The organism is Marinococcus halophilus (assembly GCF_900166605.1).
Classification (GTDB): domain Bacteria; phylum Bacillota; class Bacilli; order Bacillales; family Marinococcaceae; genus Marinococcus; species Marinococcus halophilus.
In genome coordinates, this window is the sequence record NZ_FVZD01000006.1 from 550949 (window position 1) to 568031 (window position 17083).

The 17083-nt window shown below is 42.7% G+C and carries 29 protein-coding genes; 23 read left to right on the forward strand and 6 right to left on the reverse strand.

The window, feature by feature from the left end:
• Window positions 1-91 precede the first annotated feature (91 nt).
• The 6 genes from B5066_RS08900 to B5066_RS08925 form a co-directional block, all read right to left on the reverse strand.
• Window positions 92-1570 carry an ATP-binding protein gene (locus B5066_RS08900; RefSeq protein ID WP_079475580.1) on the reverse strand — a complete coding sequence of 493 codons (1479 nt, stop codon included), beginning with the start codon at window positions 1568-1570 and terminating at the stop codon, window positions 92-94.
• A 387-nt stretch (window positions 1571-1957) separates the two neighbouring features.
• A complete protein-coding gene (locus B5066_RS08905) occupies window positions 1958-3082 on the reverse strand; it encodes a tyrosine-type recombinase/integrase (RefSeq protein ID WP_079475581.1) in 1125 nt (374 codons plus the stop codon).
• A gap of 113 nt (window positions 3083-3195) precedes the next feature.
• A complete protein-coding gene (locus B5066_RS08910; RefSeq protein ID WP_079475582.1) occupies window positions 3196-3657 on the reverse strand; it encodes an ImmA/IrrE family metallo-endopeptidase in 462 nt (153 codons plus the stop codon).
• A 122-nt stretch (window positions 3658-3779) separates the two neighbouring features.
• On the reverse strand, window positions 3780-5018 hold the full coding sequence (locus tag B5066_RS08915) for a thermonuclease family protein (protein WP_079477000.1): 1239 nt from the start codon (window positions 5016-5018) through the stop codon (window positions 3780-3782).
• A 19-nt stretch (window positions 5019-5037) separates the two neighbouring features.
• Window positions 5038-5661 (reverse strand): SHOCT domain-containing protein, encoded by a 624-nt coding sequence (locus B5066_RS08920; protein ID WP_079475583.1) that lies wholly within the window; start codon window positions 5659-5661, stop codon window positions 5038-5040.
• A 2-nt stretch (window positions 5662-5663) separates the two neighbouring features.
• The gene (locus B5066_RS08925; protein ID WP_079475584.1) at window positions 5664-6053 is read right to left on the reverse strand and encodes a helix-turn-helix domain-containing protein; all 390 of its coding nucleotides are present in this window, start codon (window positions 6051-6053) and stop codon (window positions 5664-5666) included.
• 173 nt (window positions 6054-6226) lie between these two features.
• On the opposite strand from B5066_RS08925, the gene B5066_RS08930 reads away from it, so the two are divergent.
• The 23 genes from B5066_RS08930 (at window position 6227) to B5066_RS09025 (ending at window position 17049) form a co-directional block, all read left to right on the forward strand.
• Complete coding sequence (locus B5066_RS08930; RefSeq protein ID WP_079475585.1) at window positions 6227-6454, forward strand: helix-turn-helix transcriptional regulator; 228 nt, start codon at window positions 6227-6229, stop codon at window positions 6452-6454.
• 9 nt (window positions 6455-6463) lie between these two features.
• Complete coding sequence (locus tag B5066_RS16680; protein ID WP_179124065.1) at window positions 6464-6622, forward strand: hypothetical protein; 159 nt, start codon at window positions 6464-6466, stop codon at window positions 6620-6622.
• A complete protein-coding gene (locus B5066_RS08935; RefSeq protein WP_079475586.1) occupies window positions 6619-6801 on the forward strand; it encodes a hypothetical protein in 183 nt (60 codons plus the stop codon). The genes B5066_RS16680 and B5066_RS08935 overlap by 4 nt, the downstream gene beginning before the upstream one ends.
• Window positions 6802-6910: 109 nt before the next feature.
• Window positions 6911-7261, forward strand: coding sequence for a hypothetical protein (locus tag B5066_RS08940; protein WP_079475587.1), 351 nt, complete (start codon window positions 6911-6913; stop codon window positions 7259-7261).
• A 47-nt stretch (window positions 7262-7308) separates the two neighbouring features.
• Window positions 7309-7899, forward strand: coding sequence for a helix-turn-helix domain-containing protein (locus tag B5066_RS08945; protein WP_079475588.1), 591 nt, complete (start codon window positions 7309-7311; stop codon window positions 7897-7899).
• A 362-nt stretch (window positions 7900-8261) separates the two neighbouring features.
• A complete protein-coding gene (locus tag B5066_RS08955; protein ID WP_079475590.1) occupies window positions 8262-8564 on the forward strand; it encodes a hypothetical protein in 303 nt (100 codons plus the stop codon).
• Complete coding sequence (locus B5066_RS16685; RefSeq protein WP_179124066.1) at window positions 8561-8728, forward strand: hypothetical protein; 168 nt, start codon at window positions 8561-8563, stop codon at window positions 8726-8728. The genes B5066_RS08955 and B5066_RS16685 overlap by 4 nt, the downstream gene beginning before the upstream one ends.
• A 65-nt stretch (window positions 8729-8793) precedes the next feature.
• A complete protein-coding gene (locus B5066_RS08960; RefSeq protein WP_079475591.1) occupies window positions 8794-9732 on the forward strand; it encodes a YqaJ viral recombinase family nuclease in 939 nt (312 codons plus the stop codon).
• Window positions 9733-9744: 12 nt separating this feature from the next.
• Complete coding sequence (locus B5066_RS08965) at window positions 9745-10602, forward strand: recombinase RecT (protein ID WP_079475592.1); 858 nt, start codon at window positions 9745-9747, stop codon at window positions 10600-10602.
• A gap of 222 nt (window positions 10603-10824) precedes the next feature.
• The gene (locus B5066_RS08975) at window positions 10825-11676 is read left to right on the forward strand and encodes a DnaD domain protein (protein ID WP_079475594.1); all 852 of its coding nucleotides are present in this window, start codon (window positions 10825-10827) and stop codon (window positions 11674-11676) included.
• Window positions 11606-12412, forward strand: coding sequence for an ATP-binding protein (locus B5066_RS08980; RefSeq protein WP_079475595.1), 807 nt, complete (start codon window positions 11606-11608; stop codon window positions 12410-12412). Before B5066_RS08975 ends, B5066_RS08980 begins: the two co-directional genes overlap by 71 nt.
• Window positions 12405-12560: a hypothetical protein gene (locus B5066_RS16690; protein WP_179124067.1), complete on the forward strand. Its 156-nt coding sequence runs from the start codon at window positions 12405-12407 to the stop codon at window positions 12558-12560. The genes B5066_RS08980 and B5066_RS16690 overlap by 8 nt, the downstream gene beginning before the upstream one ends.
• Entirely contained in the window at window positions 12557-12748 is a 192-nt protein-coding gene (locus B5066_RS08985) for a hypothetical protein (RefSeq protein ID WP_079475596.1), read from the forward strand. Before B5066_RS16690 ends, B5066_RS08985 begins: the two co-directional genes overlap by 4 nt.
• A 122-nt stretch (window positions 12749-12870) precedes the next feature.
• Complete coding sequence (locus B5066_RS16695; RefSeq protein ID WP_179124068.1) at window positions 12871-13044, forward strand: hypothetical protein; 174 nt, start codon at window positions 12871-12873, stop codon at window positions 13042-13044.
• On the forward strand, window positions 13037-13177 hold the full coding sequence (locus tag B5066_RS16700) for a hypothetical protein (protein WP_179124069.1): 141 nt from the start codon (window positions 13037-13039) through the stop codon (window positions 13175-13177). Before B5066_RS16695 ends, B5066_RS16700 begins: the two co-directional genes overlap by 8 nt.
• Window positions 13122-13568 carry a DUF1064 domain-containing protein gene (locus B5066_RS08990; RefSeq protein ID WP_179124070.1) on the forward strand — a complete coding sequence of 149 codons (447 nt, stop codon included), beginning with the start codon at window positions 13122-13124 and terminating at the stop codon, window positions 13566-13568. Before B5066_RS16700 ends, B5066_RS08990 begins: the two co-directional genes overlap by 56 nt.
• Before the next feature lie 16 nt (window positions 13569-13584).
• A complete protein-coding gene (locus B5066_RS08995; protein WP_079475598.1) occupies window positions 13585-13827 on the forward strand; it encodes a hypothetical protein in 243 nt (80 codons plus the stop codon).
• A 147-nt stretch (window positions 13828-13974) separates the two neighbouring features.
• Entirely contained in the window at window positions 13975-14181 is a 207-nt protein-coding gene (locus B5066_RS09000) for a hypothetical protein (protein ID WP_079475599.1), read from the forward strand.
• A gap of 145 nt (window positions 14182-14326) precedes the next feature.
• Window positions 14327-14533 (forward strand): XtrA/YqaO family protein, encoded by a 207-nt coding sequence (locus B5066_RS09005; RefSeq protein ID WP_179124071.1) that lies wholly within the window; start codon window positions 14327-14329, stop codon window positions 14531-14533.
• Window positions 14534-14687: 154 nt separating this feature from the next.
• Window positions 14688-15266: a hypothetical protein gene (locus B5066_RS09010; protein WP_079475600.1), complete on the forward strand. Its 579-nt coding sequence runs from the start codon at window positions 14688-14690 to the stop codon at window positions 15264-15266.
• 130 nt (window positions 15267-15396) lie between these two features.
• Window positions 15397-15876, forward strand: coding sequence for a hypothetical protein (locus B5066_RS09015; protein ID WP_079475601.1), 480 nt, complete (start codon window positions 15397-15399; stop codon window positions 15874-15876).
• Between the two features lie 224 nt (window positions 15877-16100).
• On the forward strand, window positions 16101-16577 hold the full coding sequence (locus B5066_RS09020) for a hypothetical protein (RefSeq protein ID WP_079475602.1): 477 nt from the start codon (window positions 16101-16103) through the stop codon (window positions 16575-16577).
• A 187-nt stretch (window positions 16578-16764) separates the two neighbouring features.
• A complete protein-coding gene (locus B5066_RS09025) occupies window positions 16765-17049 on the forward strand; it encodes a hypothetical protein (RefSeq protein ID WP_079475603.1) in 285 nt (94 codons plus the stop codon).
• Window positions 17050-17083 lie beyond the last annotated feature (34 nt).

Genomic DNA, 17083 nt, shown 5'->3' on the forward strand with positions numbered 1-17083 from the left:
TGATCGAACCGGCGCCGTTTTGTATTTACATGGTAAGAGGTCACTTGCAAACATTCTGCAAACCTTAGTTAAAAATAAAAAACTCTATTGTTTAATTTGTGAACTCTTTTTGAAGTTGGCGAGTTATATAACCAAGGGAAGCCACTTTTTCTACATTAGTTTCTTTGAAAAGGTAAGTAGTAGCTCTTCCTTTACCTTCTCTAATGACTAACTCTTTATTTCGTAATTCATTCAAGGTATTAATAATTTTACTTTTATTTAAACCAGTGGATTTTTCTAGCTCCTTAGCATTCATGACTTTATTGCGTTTTAAAAGAGTGAGAATTTCCTGTTCTTCCTGACTTAATGAAGGGAAAGCTTGTATCGTATCGACTTTCCAAAAGCGAAGCAATGTGGCGTTACTCGATTGTTCTATGTCAGGAGTTTTATAATCCTTACTTTTAGCTGCTTGGAAAATTTTCTTTCCACCACTTCCTGATCTCTCCACATAACCAATTATTCTAAATAATTGTTCTATAATAGAGTTTCTAGGAAAGGAGCTACCTCCCATAGCAAATTCTTCGACAGAAATTCTCATTTTACCAGGGTTTTCAAATTCGTAATGATCATTATAATAAGTTATTTTTACAGCTAAATTTTGTTGATAGTCTGCATGTATAATTGAGTTAGCTAAGGCCTCTCTTAAAGCGACTTCCGTTTCCTGGTTGCTAGTTCTACTCAAATCTTCATCTAAAGAGAAGTCTTGGTTAGTAGTTAGCTTTAATTTTTCTAAAACAATAAAGAAAAAATTATATAAGTTTAAGTTTGGATAACCGACATCCCCGCTTGCTACTCTGTCTATCCATCGATCATACGAAGGATCACTTTTGTTTAAATATTCTAAATGAAAATGAGGTACAACCTCTCTAATAGAATTATATTTGCCAAAAAATAATAATGCACCGAATGTTAATTGGTTTTCTCCGTTTTCTCTATTCTTTCTTATAGCTCCTACTTCTTTGAGGAATTCTAAGTTATTCTTTATATCATAATGGCTTGTAGAATCTCCTTTTTGAAGTTTCCTTTTATAGTTTTCAATAGTATCTTCATCAAGATCATCTTCAATTGTAAACTTATTCAAAAGTTGATCATCCATGTTTTCGTGTGCGTTTCTTATCAAGTTTCTTAGTTGCTCTGTACTACATTTATAGTCGCCCTCATGAGTACGTATATAGGATTCGCCAAGTTGTTTGTTAAGATGAACTGGTTTAGACTTGAAATGGGCCTCGGGGATGTTGATAGTGATTATAAATTTCTCGTCTGAAGCCTTATCAATTATTACGTCATCTTCATTTATAAGATCTATACTTACTTTATCGCTGTGTAAAGTATCAAATAATTGTTTTTTTATTTTGTTTGGATCTTCTACTCCAACTATTTCAAAATTGTCTTTAGGTTCTTCTTTTACGCCTAATATTACTTGGCCTCCTGTAGTGTTAGCAAAAGATGAATAAGTTTTCCAAAAATCTTTCGGCAAATCTTTAGAGGCTGTTTTATATTCAAGAGTCAGTCCTTCTATAGGTAAAGGCATGAATCATCACTCCTTTTCAAATTTGTGAAGAATCGTTTTAAAATCGTTTAAGAATCGTTTTGAATCGTAAGGAATTTGGTTCAAAACCCTGGATTCATGCGGTAAAAATCGTTTAAGAATCGTTTTAAAATCGTTTAAGAATCGTTTTAAAATCGTTTAAGAATCATTTTGAATCGTAAGGAATTTGACTCAAAACCCTGGATTCATGCGGTAAAAATCGTTTAAGAATCGTTTTAATCGATTTGATCATTCAAAATGAGAAACTTTAATAACTTTATTGAATTATAAAATACTTTATAAGGATAACATAAGGAAATTAGCTTATCATCTTCATAAACTAAGCTTTAATAATGCTCTGTTAATTATTTAATACAAATTTAACGAGAATTAACCTTCCCCAAATAACGCATGGCCGAATTTCTCCGCCACTTCTTTCTGGAGACTGGGGATAACGTGTGAATAAGTGTCTAAGGTCATGCGAACGGACGAGTGACCCAGACGTTCACTAACAATCTTCGGGTGCACATTGGCTTTCAATAACAGCGACGCATGCGTGTGCCGTAAATCGTACATGCGGATAGGCCGTACCGCCTCTGATTCAAACAATGGCTTTGTCCGTCGATACCAGGTACGAAGAATATTTCGATGACTGATTGGTGTGCCATTCGATGTAGCAAAGATCAGTCCCTGCTCCGTATAAATCTTTTTGTTTCGCATTTTCATTTCTTTCTGCTGGAGTCCATGTTTTTTTAACGCGGACATCGTATGTTCATCGAGACTGATCACTCGCTGAGAGGTTTTCGTTTTAGGTGCTTTCAACTCCATGTCTCGTGTCAGTGTCCGGCGTACGTACAGTTGCTGTTCTTCAGTGTCTACATCTTCCCACTTCAATCCCAAGATCTCTCCAGGACGCATCCCCGTAGCTAATGCTAGAAAAAAGAAGAGGTAGTGGGAATCATCGGCTATGGCATCCAGAAAGAGCCGGGATTCTTCTTTGGTCCAGTATGCCATTTCTTTGTCGCTCCGTTTCGGTGGATCTACTTTCAGGGCGACGTTATCAATCACGTAATTCTTTTTATACGCATCATCCAGCGCTTTGCGTAAGAGCCCATGTACTTTATTTACGGTAGTGCCGCTTAACCCTTCCTCGTTACGCAGGGTTTGATAAAGTTTCTCGATATGCATCGGCTTTAATTGATGCATGGGAATGTGCCCGATAAAGGGGACGATCTGTTTATGGATGAGGGAGGTATACAGCTTCGCCGTGCTCGAAGCCACGCTATCCACTTTAATCTTGTACCAGTGCTCTAGGTACTTCTCTAGCGCCATGGTCGAAGGCTCCACGTAAGTGCCTTCCTGGAGCTTCTGAACCAAGCCCGGTAGATCTTTTTCTGCAGCTGCTTTGGTACTGTACCCGCTAAACCATTTTTGCTTCCGCTTGCCATTCGCATGATAGCCAACATCGACCACAATCGCATACTTAGTTCCCCTTTTTCGTATGTGTCCACGCATTTAATGTCATCCTTCCTCGAACCCATATTTGTTCTATTCTTTTTCGGCGCTTTTCGTTAGGTACTAGGAAACCATCGGAAAGCGTATTAATTACGCCATGTGCTTTCACTCCTTCATTCGTAATAGTGAAGCTCCAAGAGTTTGCGTTCGTACATGTCCAATCGCTTTTTCGCAAACGCCTTGGTCACACCGTACCGTTTCATGATTGTGTGGATCGCTTCCGTACGACAGAAGGGAAGATCCTCCTGTACGAGCAAAAAAGAGGGTACACAGAAGTGATACATGAAGTTTTCTGCTCTGTGCTCTATATAATGCTCGTACTGCAAAGGAAGAAGCTGGCGACTGCCATTATCACGAAGGTAATGACCCAGCTCGTGAGCAAAGTGTTCCCATTCTTCTTCAGGCGTGCCCGTTTCGATAAGAATGATTTCATTTCGGATGTAGGAGGTAGGACAGTTAAAGATCACCCGGAGGTCTAACTTCCTGGCTACATCATCAATAGAAGGTCGTTTGGAAATCTCATAGTAAAAGTAAAGTTCTTCAATGTAAGTTTCTAAATACGTGAATGGATACATAGCAACACCCCAGGCATATCTATTTATAGAACATTTGTTCGCATAAACAGTGTAACAAAAGCCCTAAAGAATTGTTAGGGCTTTTTTACATTTCTGCCAATTGTAATAAATAACAACAAGGATTACTCACAACCTGTGCCGTCATCATCGCGATCTAAATGACTTCCGTATCCTGGATCTCCTTCTTGGACTGGAGCAGCTCCAGCTTCTCTTGCAGCAGTACAGTTCTCGTAATATACACTTTCAGAAGAAGAGTCACTAGAATCTTCAGCTGGTTCGCTAGAAGTATCGAAATAAGATTCACAAGGGTCACCATCGGATTCTCCATCTAAATTGTGAGGGTCATTGTTTGCCCCGTAGTCATTGTCATCCCAAAATTCCTCTACCTCGGATTGACTGGAAAAGTCTGCACAATCCATATCTGTTGACACTGAAGATGAGGAATCGCTGCTTTCTTCATTAGAAGAACTATCCTCTTCAGACTGCTCTTCGGAAGAACTAGTGGTTCGAAATCCTTCATCAGTTACATAATTGTCTTCGGACCAAATACGCAGGTCTTCAGCTTGAGCTTTTGATTGAGCGTCCTCAAAAGAGTTTTGATATTTTGTGTTTGGTGGATAAACGGATAAACGAGCATAACCGTCGCGTAATAATGTTTCATTGAAGTTTTCCCCGTCAATGTAAACATAAGCAAGCAGCCGATCATATTGATCTCTTTTTTCTTCACCTATTTCTAATCGTACTTTTTCGCCATCTAAGGTCTCTGTCGTGTATTCAGATGCTTCTGGCCCATAGGGCTGAACGCCTTTATTAGGATGTTTGGTTTCAGGGGTATCAACTAATATGAGTCGAACTCTTTCTTCTGTATCTTTATAATTCACATCGATCGTATCACCGTCAACAACGTTTGTTACAGAAGCGTTGGTGTTATCAGTCTTCTTTTCGCTATTTGCATCAGCTTCATTAGATTGCTCAGACGATTGTTCATTATCTTCAGAATTAGATGTGTTTTGTGCTTCGGAAGATTGATCTTTTTGATTTTCTTCATCTTGTTGAGCATCTTTTTCTTCTTGCTTCAATTTGTCTTCTTGTTCCGCTAATTTTTCTTCTTTCTTTTCTAATTCTTGTTTTTTTTGCGCTAATTTTTCTTCTTGGTCTTTTTGTTCTTCAACAGCTTGTTCTTCTTCTTGTGCAGATTCGGCAGATTGGCTGGCAGTCTGCGGATTAGCTGGTTCTTCCTCCAAGTTGCCAGTCAGTCCTAAAAGCACCATTAGATAGAAGAAAGAAGCTATAATCATTTTGCGCTTTTTTCCAGAACGGAAACCCGGGATACGCCTGTACCATTTCTTCTTAGTTTCCATATAATTTATCCCCCTAGAATCACTTCAGTAATTTTGCTTTTTCTTTTTCGTACTCCTCATCTGTTAAAATACCTTTTTCTTTCATATCGTGGATCCGTTCGATTTCGGCATACTTATCAAAAGCAGGTTTTTTCTTCTGCATGTCTTTTTGTTCAAAAGACTTATTGTCTATTAATTCTTTAAATTTATTAAGAAGCGGATTCCCATCTTTTTCAGTGTCGATAGTGTGGTACTCATATTTGTATCGACCTGCATAAAAAGTAAGTTTATTTTTGGCTAATCCGTGTGGAGCGACTTGATATTTTTTTATTTTCTCTAATGGAGCTGTTTCTTCAAAAACACCGTCTTGTCCTTGGTGAACAAAGTAAATTTCTTTGGTAGTCAACACTAAAGCCCCATCAAATTTCATATTATGTACATCGCCATGGTTAGCGAGGGTGAATGCAACGATCGAATCGTCGTCATTACATACGTGTTCAACATAACGGACGATAGAATGTGATCCACCAGCGTATTTAGCAATTTCTTTTTCAGTGGGGAGTCTGCCTAAGAGACGGTCCAAACTCAAACCATACTGCTCGAAAAAAGCTTCCTGTTTTTCTCGCTTTTCCTGTTTCTTTTTGCTGCTACCAAATAACCCCAAAATTATTCACCTCGACTTTTCTTATATTCTTCCCATTCCAAGATTCGTTCGATTTCGTCGCGCTGCTCCTGGGTCAGGTTCTCATAGCGACGGGCAAATTCTCGAGATTCCTTGCTCAAGTCGTTTAGTCCATGTTTTTCATCGAAATTGGCTTTTCCTTTTTGGAATTCTTCTTGTTCCTTAGTAAGGTTCCGATTATTAGAGCGACCTAAAAGGTAGTCTGCTGTCACCCCATAAAAGTCTGCTATGTCAGAAAGGGTATCGTAATCTGGATTTCTTCTTCCTTGCTCATACATTGCATATGTTGTTCTTCCAACACCTAACTTTTTGGCTAATTCTGTCTGGTTTAACCCACTTTCTTTTCTAAGGGAGTAAAGTCTTTCTTTTAACATCACATTTTCTCCTATCATAATGGACTTATTCTCATTATATAGACACAAAATGTGTCAAATAAAGTTATTACACAAAAAGTGTATTTATTTCAAGAAGAGGGTTTACAAGACACGAATCGTGTAATAAAATTAAGATAGCAAATGACACGAAAGGTGTCGGAAAGGAGATTAGGATGAGAAACTGGCTACTGAATACTAGAAAACAAAAGGGCCTCACTCAAGAAGAGGTAGCCAAAAAAATAGGTATCTCTCGCAATGCATATGCAATGATTGAGCGCGGAGACAGAGGTGTCACGGTTAGTAACGCCAAGAAATTAGCTGACCTTTTTGGATTCGAATGGACTATTTTTTTTGAAAATGAGTGTCACGAAACGTGTAAAAAAGATAAACAAACATCATAAGGAGTCGTCATGGAAACAAAAATCACAGCATGCAGCCAGTGCGGCGACCGGAACTGGACGATGGAGGACGAAGAGATGACTCCGCATATCGCAACAGTCATGTATCGCTGCCAGAGCTGCAATCACGAATGGAAAGCTCAAATTTTATTAAGGAGTGGATCAGCGTGAATCGACGCTATGGCACCTACTATCAGGGCATTTTGATGGAAGAATACGACACGCCGGCGGAAGCTTACAAAGCACTAATCGAACGAACGGAAAGCACCGGAGTCTTTCATGAGTTAAAAGTTATTGAGGAGGATAAAAATGCTCAATCTACTGTTCAAATTTATACAAATTTCGGCTGATGTCCGAGCGGTCAGCCAGGGCAAAATCATCCAACGCATTGGACGCCGGGCGACCTTCAAAACCGCCGGCCGCGTGTCCAGAAAACTATTTAAGTAAGGAGACCAAAGCATGAGGATGCAATTTGAACTAGCGAAGAACGACCGGGAGATGCTGCAAGAATTCATTCAGACCGCGATTAAAACCGAAGTGCGGGAAGCTATGCGGCAGATGCAGCTGGAGTCGCAAATGCCGGAAGTCATGACCCGTCGCGATCTCATGAACTTTCTTGGCATCAATGCCAATCGAGCCAGCGAACTCTTAAATCACCGGGAGGGCTTTCCGGTATCGCGAGAGATTGGCGAGAGCACACCGCGCATTCATCGAGATCAGCTGATCGAATGGCTGTTCCCGAAAGATGAGCAGAAGCGTGAAGAACGAGCCCAGGAGTTTGATATCGCCAAGTGGGATCGCATTTCCTAAGTCTAGTATGCCCGGCCGTGAGCCATTACCAAAAGGAGGAAAACAAGATGAACACACTCTATAACGAAAATGATGTAAGAAAGATGTTGAAACAGGCGCGGGAGAACGCGGAGTTATACCAAAGCACGCTCGCAGACATTCTCTACAACGAAACGAAGATGGGCATCTGCGACCAATCCTACATTTCCGCCGTGGAACGAGGAGCCAAGCCATTGCCAAACATTCAACTGCTTTGTGCCTGGGCGCGAGTCACAAAAGACTTTGAATTGCTGGAGATCATTTCGTATCGATGGAATTTGTCGCCGGTAGCGATGCCGCCAATTCGGAGAGAATTTAACAGTCGGTTTAGCAATACGCTGCTGAACATGCAGGAGCAGATCCAGGAAGCAGCTGCAGACATTCATATCTTAGAACGAGCGTATAACAATCATTTGCCTGGCGGCGCGTTTGAAGCGGATACGGACTTTGTGCGAGCGGTAGGGAGTTTAGTGGATTTGATACCGGCAGTACACAGCGTACTGTACGCGGCGTCCCGAGATCTGGGCTATGACATTCAGGAAGTGCAGGAGCTCTGGACGAAACAGCAGCGCGTGTCGAACCGGCTGCAGACCAAGCCACAAGGAGAGGTCGTCTCATGAGAGTCTTTATGCGAAGGATCACCAGCGTAAATCACATGATCATGTATCTGGCGGTGATGGCGATTGGATTCATTATGTATGCAGCATAAAAGAACGCCAGTTGCGGGAACAACTGACGCTCTAGGGGATTCCTGAGTTGGAATACCTCCATTATATCAAATTCAAGGAGGAAGAGAAATATGTTAAAAGACTTAGAGCCTCACGAAAGCCAGTACGGTCACTTAATGAATGAGGATTACAAGATCAGGGCTGTCAGCAGCACACTAGCCCCGGCTCGCAGGGAGCAACACTGCGATCATTGCGAATGTTTCTTGCTGCCGGATGAATATCAACTATGTGCAGATTGTGAGGAGGAGAGCTAAATGGAAAAACTACGAGGACGATGGATTGGCCAGATGTACCAAGCAGCTTCGTTAGGACAGAAAGAGAGAGAAGATACCTTGTATGGAGTCCTAAAAGACACAGAAACATTCAACGAGAGTTTCTCTAAGCTCCAGGGTGAACTATTAAGCTGCTACCGAGAAGCGGATGAAGCTTATCATCAAGCGCTCCAGGCGAAAGAAATCGAAGAAGCCAAAGAGCAAGAAATTAAAAAGGATATGGCATGGAGAGTGTTGGATAAACTCATGCAACTGGAAACCCTGCAAGGAGGTGAACAGCAGTGAGTCAAAATTTCCGCAAGCTCCCGTATCCGCGCAACAGCTTCGATCAATACCGCGTCAGCGTCGTCGGAGCCAAGATCAACATGACCAAGATGGAAGTGGAGTTTACCAAAGAACAATGGCACGAATACGTATCGATAAATCACGAACGCATGGCACAAAAATAACCCGCTGCGGACACAGCGAGTTAAGAAAATAATCTACAGCTTGATTATAGCACAAGGAGGGGCTTATGAGCCACGTACTGACGCAGACCAAAGACATGAACCGGGAGGAATGGCTAAAGCACCGCAAGTCGGGATTAGGCGGATCGGATGTTTCCGCCGTCCTCGGTCTGAACAAATACAAAACGGCCTTTGAAGTATGGCTCGAAAAACAACCGGACCATGTGCCGGAGGGAACCACGAGTGAAGCTGCTCACTGGGGAAACAAACTCGAAAGCATTGTGGCTAACGAGTTCCAGGAGCGTACCGGCAAGAAAGTCCAGAAACGAAACGCCATTTACCGCCACAAAGACTATCCGTTTATGTTGGCAAACATTGACCGCATCGTGATCGGAGAAGACGCCATTCTTGAATGCAAGACGGCGAACCAGTTTCTTTCCGGCGACTGGGAGCAGGAAGAAGTACCGGATGCCTACCTGCTGCAGTGTCAGCACTATATGGCAGTGCTGGATAAACAGAAAGCCTATATTGCGGTCTTGATCGGCGGACAGAAATTTGTCTGGAAAGAGATCGAACGCGACGAAGAACTGATTGACTTGGTGATCCAACGCGAGAGGGAGTTCTGGGAAAACCACGTTCTGCCGCAACAACCGCCGGCCCTGGACGGCTCAAGCGCCGCTGAAAAGTTCTTAGCGGAACGATTTGATACCGCTGAACAGGGCGAAAGCATCAACCTGGGCAAGAAAGAACAAACGATGGTCGAGGAGCTGCAGGAGATCGACACGCAGATCAAGACGCTCGATGAACGCAAGAAGGAAATTAAGAATCACTTGAAATACGAAATGCAATCCGCAGAGATCGCCTACGTGAACGGTTATGAAATCAAATGGAAGAACGTCACCTCAAAACGTCTTGATACGAAAAAACTCAAACGTGAAAAGCCGGGACTGGCTGAAGGTTATATGACTGAATCCGTCAGCCGCCGCTTTGACATTAAACCACTCTAGGAGGAATTACGAATGGCAACGAACAGCTCCGTGAAAAACAATCTGCAAAAATCCAATGGAAACAATGCTCCAGCCAATACGCAAGGGACCTCACTGAAGGCTTTACTCGAATCGCCAACGGTTAAAAAGCGCTTTGAAGAAAACCTGGGCAAGCGCTCCTCTCAATTTATGACCAGTATCCTGAACCTCTATAACTCCGAAAAGATGCTGAAGAAATGCGATCCGATGAGTGTGATCAGCTCCGCCATGGTCGCGGCTACGATGGACCTGCCCGTCGATAAGAACCTCGGTTATGCCTATATCGTTCCGTACGGAAACACTGCAACCTTTCAGATTGGCTATAAAGGACTCATTCAACTGGCGCTTCGCACCGGCCAGTACCGCAACATCAACGTAATTGAAGTTCATGAAGGGGAGCTGCAGAAGTGGGATAAGCTCACCGAAGAAATGGAGATCGACTTCGAAGCCAAAGAGTCGGATAAGGTGATCGGTTATGCGGGCTTCTTTGAACTTATTAACGGTTTCCGTAAGACCGTATATTGGAGCAAAGAACAGATCGAAGCGCACAAAAACAAGTTCAGCAAGTCCGGGTTCGGCTGGAAGAATGACTGGGACGCCATGGCGAAGAAAACGGTCATCCGGAACATGCTCAGCAAGTGGGGTATCCTCTCCATCGACATGCAGACCGCCTACAGTGAAGAAGCGAAAGAACCGAAAGAACGCAGAGAGATCAACGGGGAATCGTTGGACGCGGAGTATACGGAAATTGAGGAAGGTCCGGATCCCTTAGAAGAATCGTCGGAACCGCCAGTCGAAGAACCAAAGCAGGAGAACAAGGACGACAGCCAAAAAGATCTACCGTTTGACTAATGGTTCGTCATATCATTCCTCTCCCGCTTCATTTCGCTCAGGTCGCTGGGCGGAATGGGGAGACCCGGGAGGATAAGAAACGGATCTATCAGCGATATGTGCAGGCATACATTGAAAAGGCACATCCAGATAAACAACTGAAAGAAATCAAAGGGCACACAGCAATAGTTGTTCCAAAAGAAGGAGGTGGGGTGCCTCCGATTAACGATAAAGGGTGAGAGTATGAGTTTTATTCGGACAGTAAAGCGAGAGCATCCATTTGCTCAGATTGATAAATACCTTATTAATGACAGCACGATTGACTTCAAAGCCAAGGGCATTCTAACGTACATTCTCTCTAAACCGGACGGTTGGAAAGTTCGCATGAATGACCTGGTGAATCACACAAAAGAGGGCGAACGATCGGTGCGTAATGGCATGAAGCTGTTAGAGGACGTGGGCTATATCCGCAAATATCCGATTAAAGGCGAGCAAGGAAAAATTCAAGAGTGGGTGTACGAGGTGTACGAGCGACCAGAGTTTAACCCCGAATTCCACAATGACAAAAATCCACTTGTACAAAACAGCCAAGTGGACGGCATGCAAGGGAGTGAAAATGAAGGGTCTGACGTTTCCCCACTTGTACAAAATGCAGATGTACAAAACGTACATGTACAAAACAGCCACTATAGTAATAATGATTTAAGTAATAAAGATTCTACTAATAATGAATTAAACAACAGCAGTAGTAATAATGCCGTTTCATTATCTTCTGAGCGTAACCCATTTGAAAAATACCAAGAGTGTTATGGGAAATTTCCAAACACTCAAATCAACAATCATATTCGTTATTTCGAGCAACAAGGCATGGAAGATCAAATGATCTGTTTTGCCATTGAGAAGGCAGCAAGCAACGGATCCGGTTTTAATTATGTGCTGGGCATTTTAAATAACTGGAAAGACAAAGGCCTCTATACCTACGAGCAGGCGTTAAACGAACGAAAGCGCAGAGAGGAGAGCAAGCATGGAGAACATCGAGAAAGCCAAGATTCCGGCACCCAATGGATTGACACTTCTTTACGAAACGAGCTGTGACTGCGGGGAAACCGTGAAGGTCTACGAAGCGGAGATCATGGGCGGGCCGAAGAAAGGGCAAATGAAAGAATTCCGATTCGGTTGCAAGTGTGAAGAGAAGAAGCTGGCCAAGGAAGCCCAGGAGCAGCTGAAGCGGTTGAAGCACTCGAAAGCGATGCAAGCTTTTGATCGACATAGCTTAGTCAATCGAGCCCTCTCCAGGGCCACGTTCGATAATTACGAAACGGCGAATGAGAGTCAAGAACGAGCCTTGCGCAACGCGAAGAAGTTTGTTGAAAAGTTTCATCCCCATAAGCCGATTAATCTGTATTACAGCGGAGATCCGGGATTAGGCAAAAGTCATTTATCCGTCAGTATTGCCAATGCGGTGATGGAAAAAGGGTATCCGGCCATCTTTATTTCGGTGCCGAAGCTGCTGCGAAAGATCCGAAACACTTATAACAAGAACAGCGATGTGTCGGAAGATCAGTTGTTCAGCATCTTAGAACAAATCGACCTGCTTGTTCTGGATGACATCGGGGCCGAAAACCGGAATGACTGGGTGGAAGAAAAGCTATTTGATCTCATTGATAATCGCCAGGGACGAAGCACGATCTATACCAGCAACTATGGCCCGGATGAATTAAAACAGCTTATGGGTGAACGGGATGCGAGCCGAATTATTAATGAAGATGCGTACACCATCGAGCTCAAAGGCGACAATTACCGGACGAAAGGACTGAGGGCGAATGGCTAAACGATACCCCGACTGCGCGATCATCATGCGTGGTTGGACCCTAAACGAAAAAGAAGAGCAGCTGCGGCAGGAGCGTGTCGCACGAAATATGAGGCGATTTAAGGAAGCAGAAAAGCATTACCAAGATCAAAGGATGGTGAAAGCATGAATGCCACATATCAGCTCCTACATCAGCAGGAACAAGCCATTGAACAGCTGCGGAAAGTCCCAGGCATGAAGCTAGCGGTGCAAGCGGCGGAAGCATCTAAGGAGCAGACCAAGCGAATGTACCTGAAGCAGAAGGAAGTAAAGCTTCCGGCTGATCACCTGGACTGGTACGGCGGGCAGAACGCTTAACAACGCAGGAGACAAACACAGGGGCTTCTCTGCGCCTTCAACTGTCAAAGAAGTACAAATATTCAAAGTTACGACAAACATGGCGGAGATTGGCTCAGAGAAGCTAGAAAGGAGACATACAGATGGAGACAAATGTTAAAGCCCCATACTCCCGCTGGCGAACACCGCAAGGGCGGATCTACGAAGTGATGTATAGTAACGAAAAATTCACACGCATGCAGTTTGAAGATACCGGCAAGTGTCGTACAGAATATTCGTTCAAAACCCGTTTTGATGAGGAGGTTCGGGATGAGTAATCAGGAGTTGTTCCAGCAGCTGCAGCAAGAAACCGGGGCGGATAAGAAACAAATACTACAGGCGGCGGAGGTGCTGTATGAACAAAACCGAGCGCATGAATCCTCAGCAGTTTCGCAAAAAGAAAAAGCATAAGTATAGAGCTCAGAAAGTCACGGTGGATGGGCATAGCTTCGATAGCAAGCTCGAAGCCGGCTATTATCGGCAACTGCTGTGGTTAAAAATGCACGGTGATATCAAAGATTTCAAGCTACAGCCACGGTATCTGCTCCAGGAGGCCTTTACGAAGAACGGCAAAACGCATCGGAAGATTGAATACGTGGCGGACTTTGAGATTGAACACAAGGACGGGAGCATCGAGACCGTGGATGTGAAAGGGATGGAGACCCCAGAATTCCGCTTGAAGCTTAAACTGTTCGAGAAGGAGTATCCGCAGAAGCTGTCGTTAGTCACGTATCATGCAGGACTCGGTGGCTGGTGTGAGTTGGACGATGTGAAGAAGTTTAAGAAGCAAAATAAAATCTAACTTTTACGAGGTGCTTATGAGCGAATTATTAAAATATCAAAGTTGTCCTTATTGTGATCGCATTGTTGAAGATAACGAGGCGAATTGGACCGAAGATGAAGAAGAAGTCACCTGCGATAGCTGTCGAAAGGCGTATAGGGTTCGAGCGGAATACACATTTGAGGGCTTTGAAGTAACACGTTTATGTGGGAGCTGCGACTCTGAGCTTTTGGACGATGAAGGAACCGAGACAAATGTTTGTGAAGACCGTGAAGCATAAAACCTAGCTTGGATAAGGAGAGAAGCCATGGAGTACGTGTATATCGTTTTGTCTGCGGGGGTTGTCATTTGGGTGCTGGGAAAGCCTTTTGTGCATAAGTGTAAAACTACTTGGAAGCAAAAGTTCTGATGTAAAGGGGCGGGGCACATGCATTACGAACCAGGCACGCGGGTGTTTAGCGAAGAGCGGCAGGTATGGGGCGTGGTGATGTTTCAGACGATACACAAAGGACCGGAGATGTATTATTGCAAATTCACACCGCTCCGGTCGGGCTGGCATCATTTTAGCGATATTTGGGAGCCGGGTGAACTGTTTGCGTACTGTTGGGACCGGCACAAGGCAGGGCAGATTTGAGGAGGTATAGCGTGCAACAGTTTGGACGAGTACTCGGGGACATACTTATTGCCGTGCTTTTTACAGTAATCTTATTAATGATTATAGGATTTGGGTGGAACACGATTCAGTGGGCGTGGAGCTGAGATAGAAATGGAGGGAGAGCATGGCCGAACGCATGACCGATATTAGCTGGGATGAAGTTACAGGTAAACTAAATTTTGATATACTTAGTTCAGAAGAACCATTCGTGCTCGTGGTGTCTCAGGGGCGCGTGCGTTGTGCACCGTTGCCTGAACATGGAGAGACGAAGATAGTGACACACCAGGGGAAAGTAAAGCGGGTGAAATGGGACGAGGGGGAAGAGTTTTAGTATTTAATTTACAAGTTTAATTAATTATTCTAATTTAATTATTCAATAACCTTATTGAATAATTAAAAAGAGGTAAGAATTAAGCTAGTTCTAGGGTTAAAAATTAGCTGTGAAATCATAAAGATATTCGTGTTAATAAAATGGAGTTGAAATTTTGACTAAAGTAATTTTTTGGTTGCTAGGTATTAGTGCTGCAGGACTTTTTTTAATGGGAATTTTATTTTATTCATATGGAAATGTTGATTCGAGTCAATTGTTTCAAGTATACGGGACGTTTTTTTCAACAAGTATTGCGGCTTTGTTGTCCGCAGGGATAGTTCATAAACTTGATGAAAATAAATATATTTATAGAGAAAGAGAACCTAAAAGAATAGAACTATTTGAAGAGAAGAATGAAATTAATTTACTTATTGGACATATGAAAGAGATTTTTAAAAAAGAAGAATATAGAAAGCAAGCTCATGCGTGGTATAACAATAGAATTACCACTGTGAGCAGCATAAACGCCAAGCTCCACACTAAAAACGTAATGGTTACTAGCGATGCGTTACTATTAAAGAATTTCTATAGTGAACTTAATGAAACTTTTAACGAATTAGGTGAACTCTCTAAGAAAGATGCTACCTCAGAGGAGAATAAACAAGAACTTGAGCAAAAGATCGGACATTTTAGCAACAGGGTATCTAATTTAGAGACAAAGTGGAAAGATATCAAAAAGAAGTATAGGTTATAGTTCTACCAGCTCACTGGAGGACACTGAACGACAGCATAGCGCTTTGGTGTCTTGAAATAGAGATGAAAAGCAAGTAGTTAAAGTAGGATAAGCGGGTAGTTTTAACTAAAAAGCTTATTGAGGTGATACATTGTACGCACTACTGATTTCAGCTTTAAATTTAGTGTTTATAACGGGAGGCGCTTTATACTTTAAATACATCTTTAGTAAAAAGTTGAAGGAACACGAAAGTAAATTGAAGATTAATTATGATAATCAAGAAGAACTAATTAAAAATAAAAGAGACGTCTATATTAAAATCATGAAATACATGGTGGTGATGGTAGGAAATAGAGTTTCTGAAGAAAATCGAGTAGAGTATCAAAATAACTTTTTGGAAAGTTATGATGAAGTTTGGTTGTGGGGAGATGAAGAAGTTATAAAAGATTTGTCTAATTTCTTGAGGATAAATATAGAACTTAATAATGGGGCAATTAATCAAAAAAATCGCCAGCGTTTGAGTGACGAATTAAAGGATGCATATGCACAAACTGTTTTATCTATGAGGGGAAGCTTAGGTTTATCAATTAGCAATTTAGATTATGAAGATTATAAATTTGTTTATTTTTAATTTAATAGCATCGTTCTACCGGCCCACTGGAGGACACCAAATCACAGCAAAACGCTGTAATTTGGTGTCCTCTTTTTTGTCAGGGGGTATGTATGAAAAAGAAACCAAAGCAGAAAAAGCAGAAGCTCTTGGAGCGAGAAGTCAAAGAGCTCATGGGGATAAACAAGCAAACATACAAACGAGCCAAAAGCGGGGCGCTGAGGGCGAAATAAAGGGGCGATTGGATGAACGCAGCAGACATGAAAGCAAAACACCAAGAACCACAGGTCAAAGATATCGTGCAATGGATCGGCAGTTATCGCGAAAACATTCAAGCGATCCGGGAGCTCCAGCAATCCTATGTGGAGGATGTGGGCATGGGATTAGTCTCTCAGTACGGGGAAGAAGCAGGGATGCCGAAAGCGCAGGGTGGCGATCATAGTGACGTGGTAGCGCAGAACGTGCTGCATCTCATGCGTCAGAATCTCACGCTGCAAGACCTGGAACATAAAGTGCGATATATCGAAAACCGCCAGCATCGCATCTCCAAAGATACGCATGCGATGGCGTTTGCATTACGACTTCAAGGCTATACGTATTACGAAGCGGCCCAGGTGATGAATAGAAGCAAAGGACATATATTCCGGCTGATTACGGAGTGTGCGGAAGTCATGCTATCCCCGAGTTATCCACATAATAACGAAACAAACGAAACATATTAGGTTTTTCATATTTTCTCGGGTACACTGGCGGTGGTAGGGCATCTCTTAGAGACGTGCTCTGCACCTACAAAGCCCTCCGGCGCTCTTGCGAGCGTCCTTTTTTATGAATTTATGGTAGGAACATGAAGGGTTTTCCCCTGATGATGTGGAAATAAGGAATGAACTACATTCTAGGGAGGTATTCTGCATGCAATTGCCACGCTACCATATAGAGAAAATATGGCATAAAGGAAAAGAGTTAACATTTGCTTCCGCTGTATTAAAACCAGGCAAAGATCTTCATGGTAAACCGTCTTATCTGCTTCAAATTACTAATTTAGTGCAAAAAAGTATTGTGGGTATGGACTTAGGAAATTTAGATGTGGAAAATGAACATTCAGAGAGAGCGGCTTTGATTGTCAAATACGAACCGCAATTAAATAAGGGGAATACAACCGATCTCTTAGTAGCAGGTGAAAACTTTTTTAGATAAAACCAAGCATCTACCTCCGGGTGGGTGTTTTTTT

What these genes read in the sequence shown, in the direction of transcription:
- B5066_RS08900 (WP_079475580.1), bottom strand. Translation starts at nt 1,570, where the DNA reads ATGCCTTTACCTATAGAAGGACTGACTCTTGAATATAAAACAGCCTCT.
- B5066_RS08905 (WP_079475581.1), bottom strand. Translation starts at nt 3,082, where the DNA reads ATGCGTGGACACATACGAAAAAGGGGAACTAAGTATGCGATTGTGGTC.
- B5066_RS08910 (WP_079475582.1), bottom strand. Translation starts at nt 3,657, where the DNA reads ATGTATCCATTCACGTATTTAGAAACTTACATTGAAGAACTTTACTTT.
- B5066_RS08915 (WP_079477000.1), bottom strand. Translation starts at nt 5,018, where the DNA reads ATGGAAACTAAGAAGAAATGGTACAGGCGTATCCCGGGTTTCCGTTCT.
- B5066_RS08925 (WP_079475584.1), bottom strand. Translation starts at nt 6,053, where the DNA reads ATGTTAAAAGAAAGACTTTACTCCCTTAGAAAAGAAAGTGGGTTAAAC.
- B5066_RS08930 (WP_079475585.1), top strand. Translation starts at nt 6,227, where the DNA reads ATGAGAAACTGGCTACTGAATACTAGAAAACAAAAGGGCCTCACTCAA.
- B5066_RS16680 (WP_179124065.1), top strand. Translation starts at nt 6,464, where the DNA reads ATGGAAACAAAAATCACAGCATGCAGCCAGTGCGGCGACCGGAACTGG.
- B5066_RS08940 (WP_079475587.1), top strand. Translation starts at nt 6,911, where the DNA reads ATGAGGATGCAATTTGAACTAGCGAAGAACGACCGGGAGATGCTGCAA.
- B5066_RS08945 (WP_079475588.1), top strand. Translation starts at nt 7,309, where the DNA reads ATGAACACACTCTATAACGAAAATGATGTAAGAAAGATGTTGAAACAG.
- B5066_RS08955 (WP_079475590.1), top strand. Translation starts at nt 8,262, where the DNA reads ATGGAAAAACTACGAGGACGATGGATTGGCCAGATGTACCAAGCAGCT.
- B5066_RS08960 (WP_079475591.1), top strand. Translation starts at nt 8,794, where the DNA reads ATGAGCCACGTACTGACGCAGACCAAAGACATGAACCGGGAGGAATGG.
- B5066_RS08965 (WP_079475592.1), top strand. Translation starts at nt 9,745, where the DNA reads ATGGCAACGAACAGCTCCGTGAAAAACAATCTGCAAAAATCCAATGGA.
- B5066_RS08975 (WP_079475594.1), top strand. Translation starts at nt 10,825, where the DNA reads ATGAGTTTTATTCGGACAGTAAAGCGAGAGCATCCATTTGCTCAGATT.
- B5066_RS08980 (WP_079475595.1), top strand. Translation starts at nt 11,606, where the DNA reads ATGGAGAACATCGAGAAAGCCAAGATTCCGGCACCCAATGGATTGACA.
- B5066_RS16690 (WP_179124067.1), top strand. Translation starts at nt 12,405, where the DNA reads ATGGCTAAACGATACCCCGACTGCGCGATCATCATGCGTGGTTGGACC.
- B5066_RS08985 (WP_079475596.1), top strand. Translation starts at nt 12,557, where the DNA reads ATGAATGCCACATATCAGCTCCTACATCAGCAGGAACAAGCCATTGAA.
- B5066_RS16695 (WP_179124068.1), top strand. Translation starts at nt 12,871, where the DNA reads ATGGAGACAAATGTTAAAGCCCCATACTCCCGCTGGCGAACACCGCAA.
- B5066_RS16700 (WP_179124069.1), top strand. Translation starts at nt 13,037, where the DNA reads ATGAGTAATCAGGAGTTGTTCCAGCAGCTGCAGCAAGAAACCGGGGCG.
- B5066_RS08990 (WP_179124070.1), top strand. Translation starts at nt 13,122, where the DNA reads ATGAACAAAACCGAGCGCATGAATCCTCAGCAGTTTCGCAAAAAGAAA.
- B5066_RS08995 (WP_079475598.1), top strand. Translation starts at nt 13,585, where the DNA reads ATGAGCGAATTATTAAAATATCAAAGTTGTCCTTATTGTGATCGCATT.
- B5066_RS09000 (WP_079475599.1), top strand. Translation starts at nt 13,975, where the DNA reads ATGCATTACGAACCAGGCACGCGGGTGTTTAGCGAAGAGCGGCAGGTA.
- B5066_RS09005 (WP_179124071.1), top strand. Translation starts at nt 14,327, where the DNA reads ATGGCCGAACGCATGACCGATATTAGCTGGGATGAAGTTACAGGTAAA.
- B5066_RS09020 (WP_079475602.1), top strand. Translation starts at nt 16,101, where the DNA reads ATGAACGCAGCAGACATGAAAGCAAAACACCAAGAACCACAGGTCAAA.
- B5066_RS09025 (WP_079475603.1), top strand. Translation starts at nt 16,765, where the DNA reads ATGCAATTGCCACGCTACCATATAGAGAAAATATGGCATAAAGGAAAA.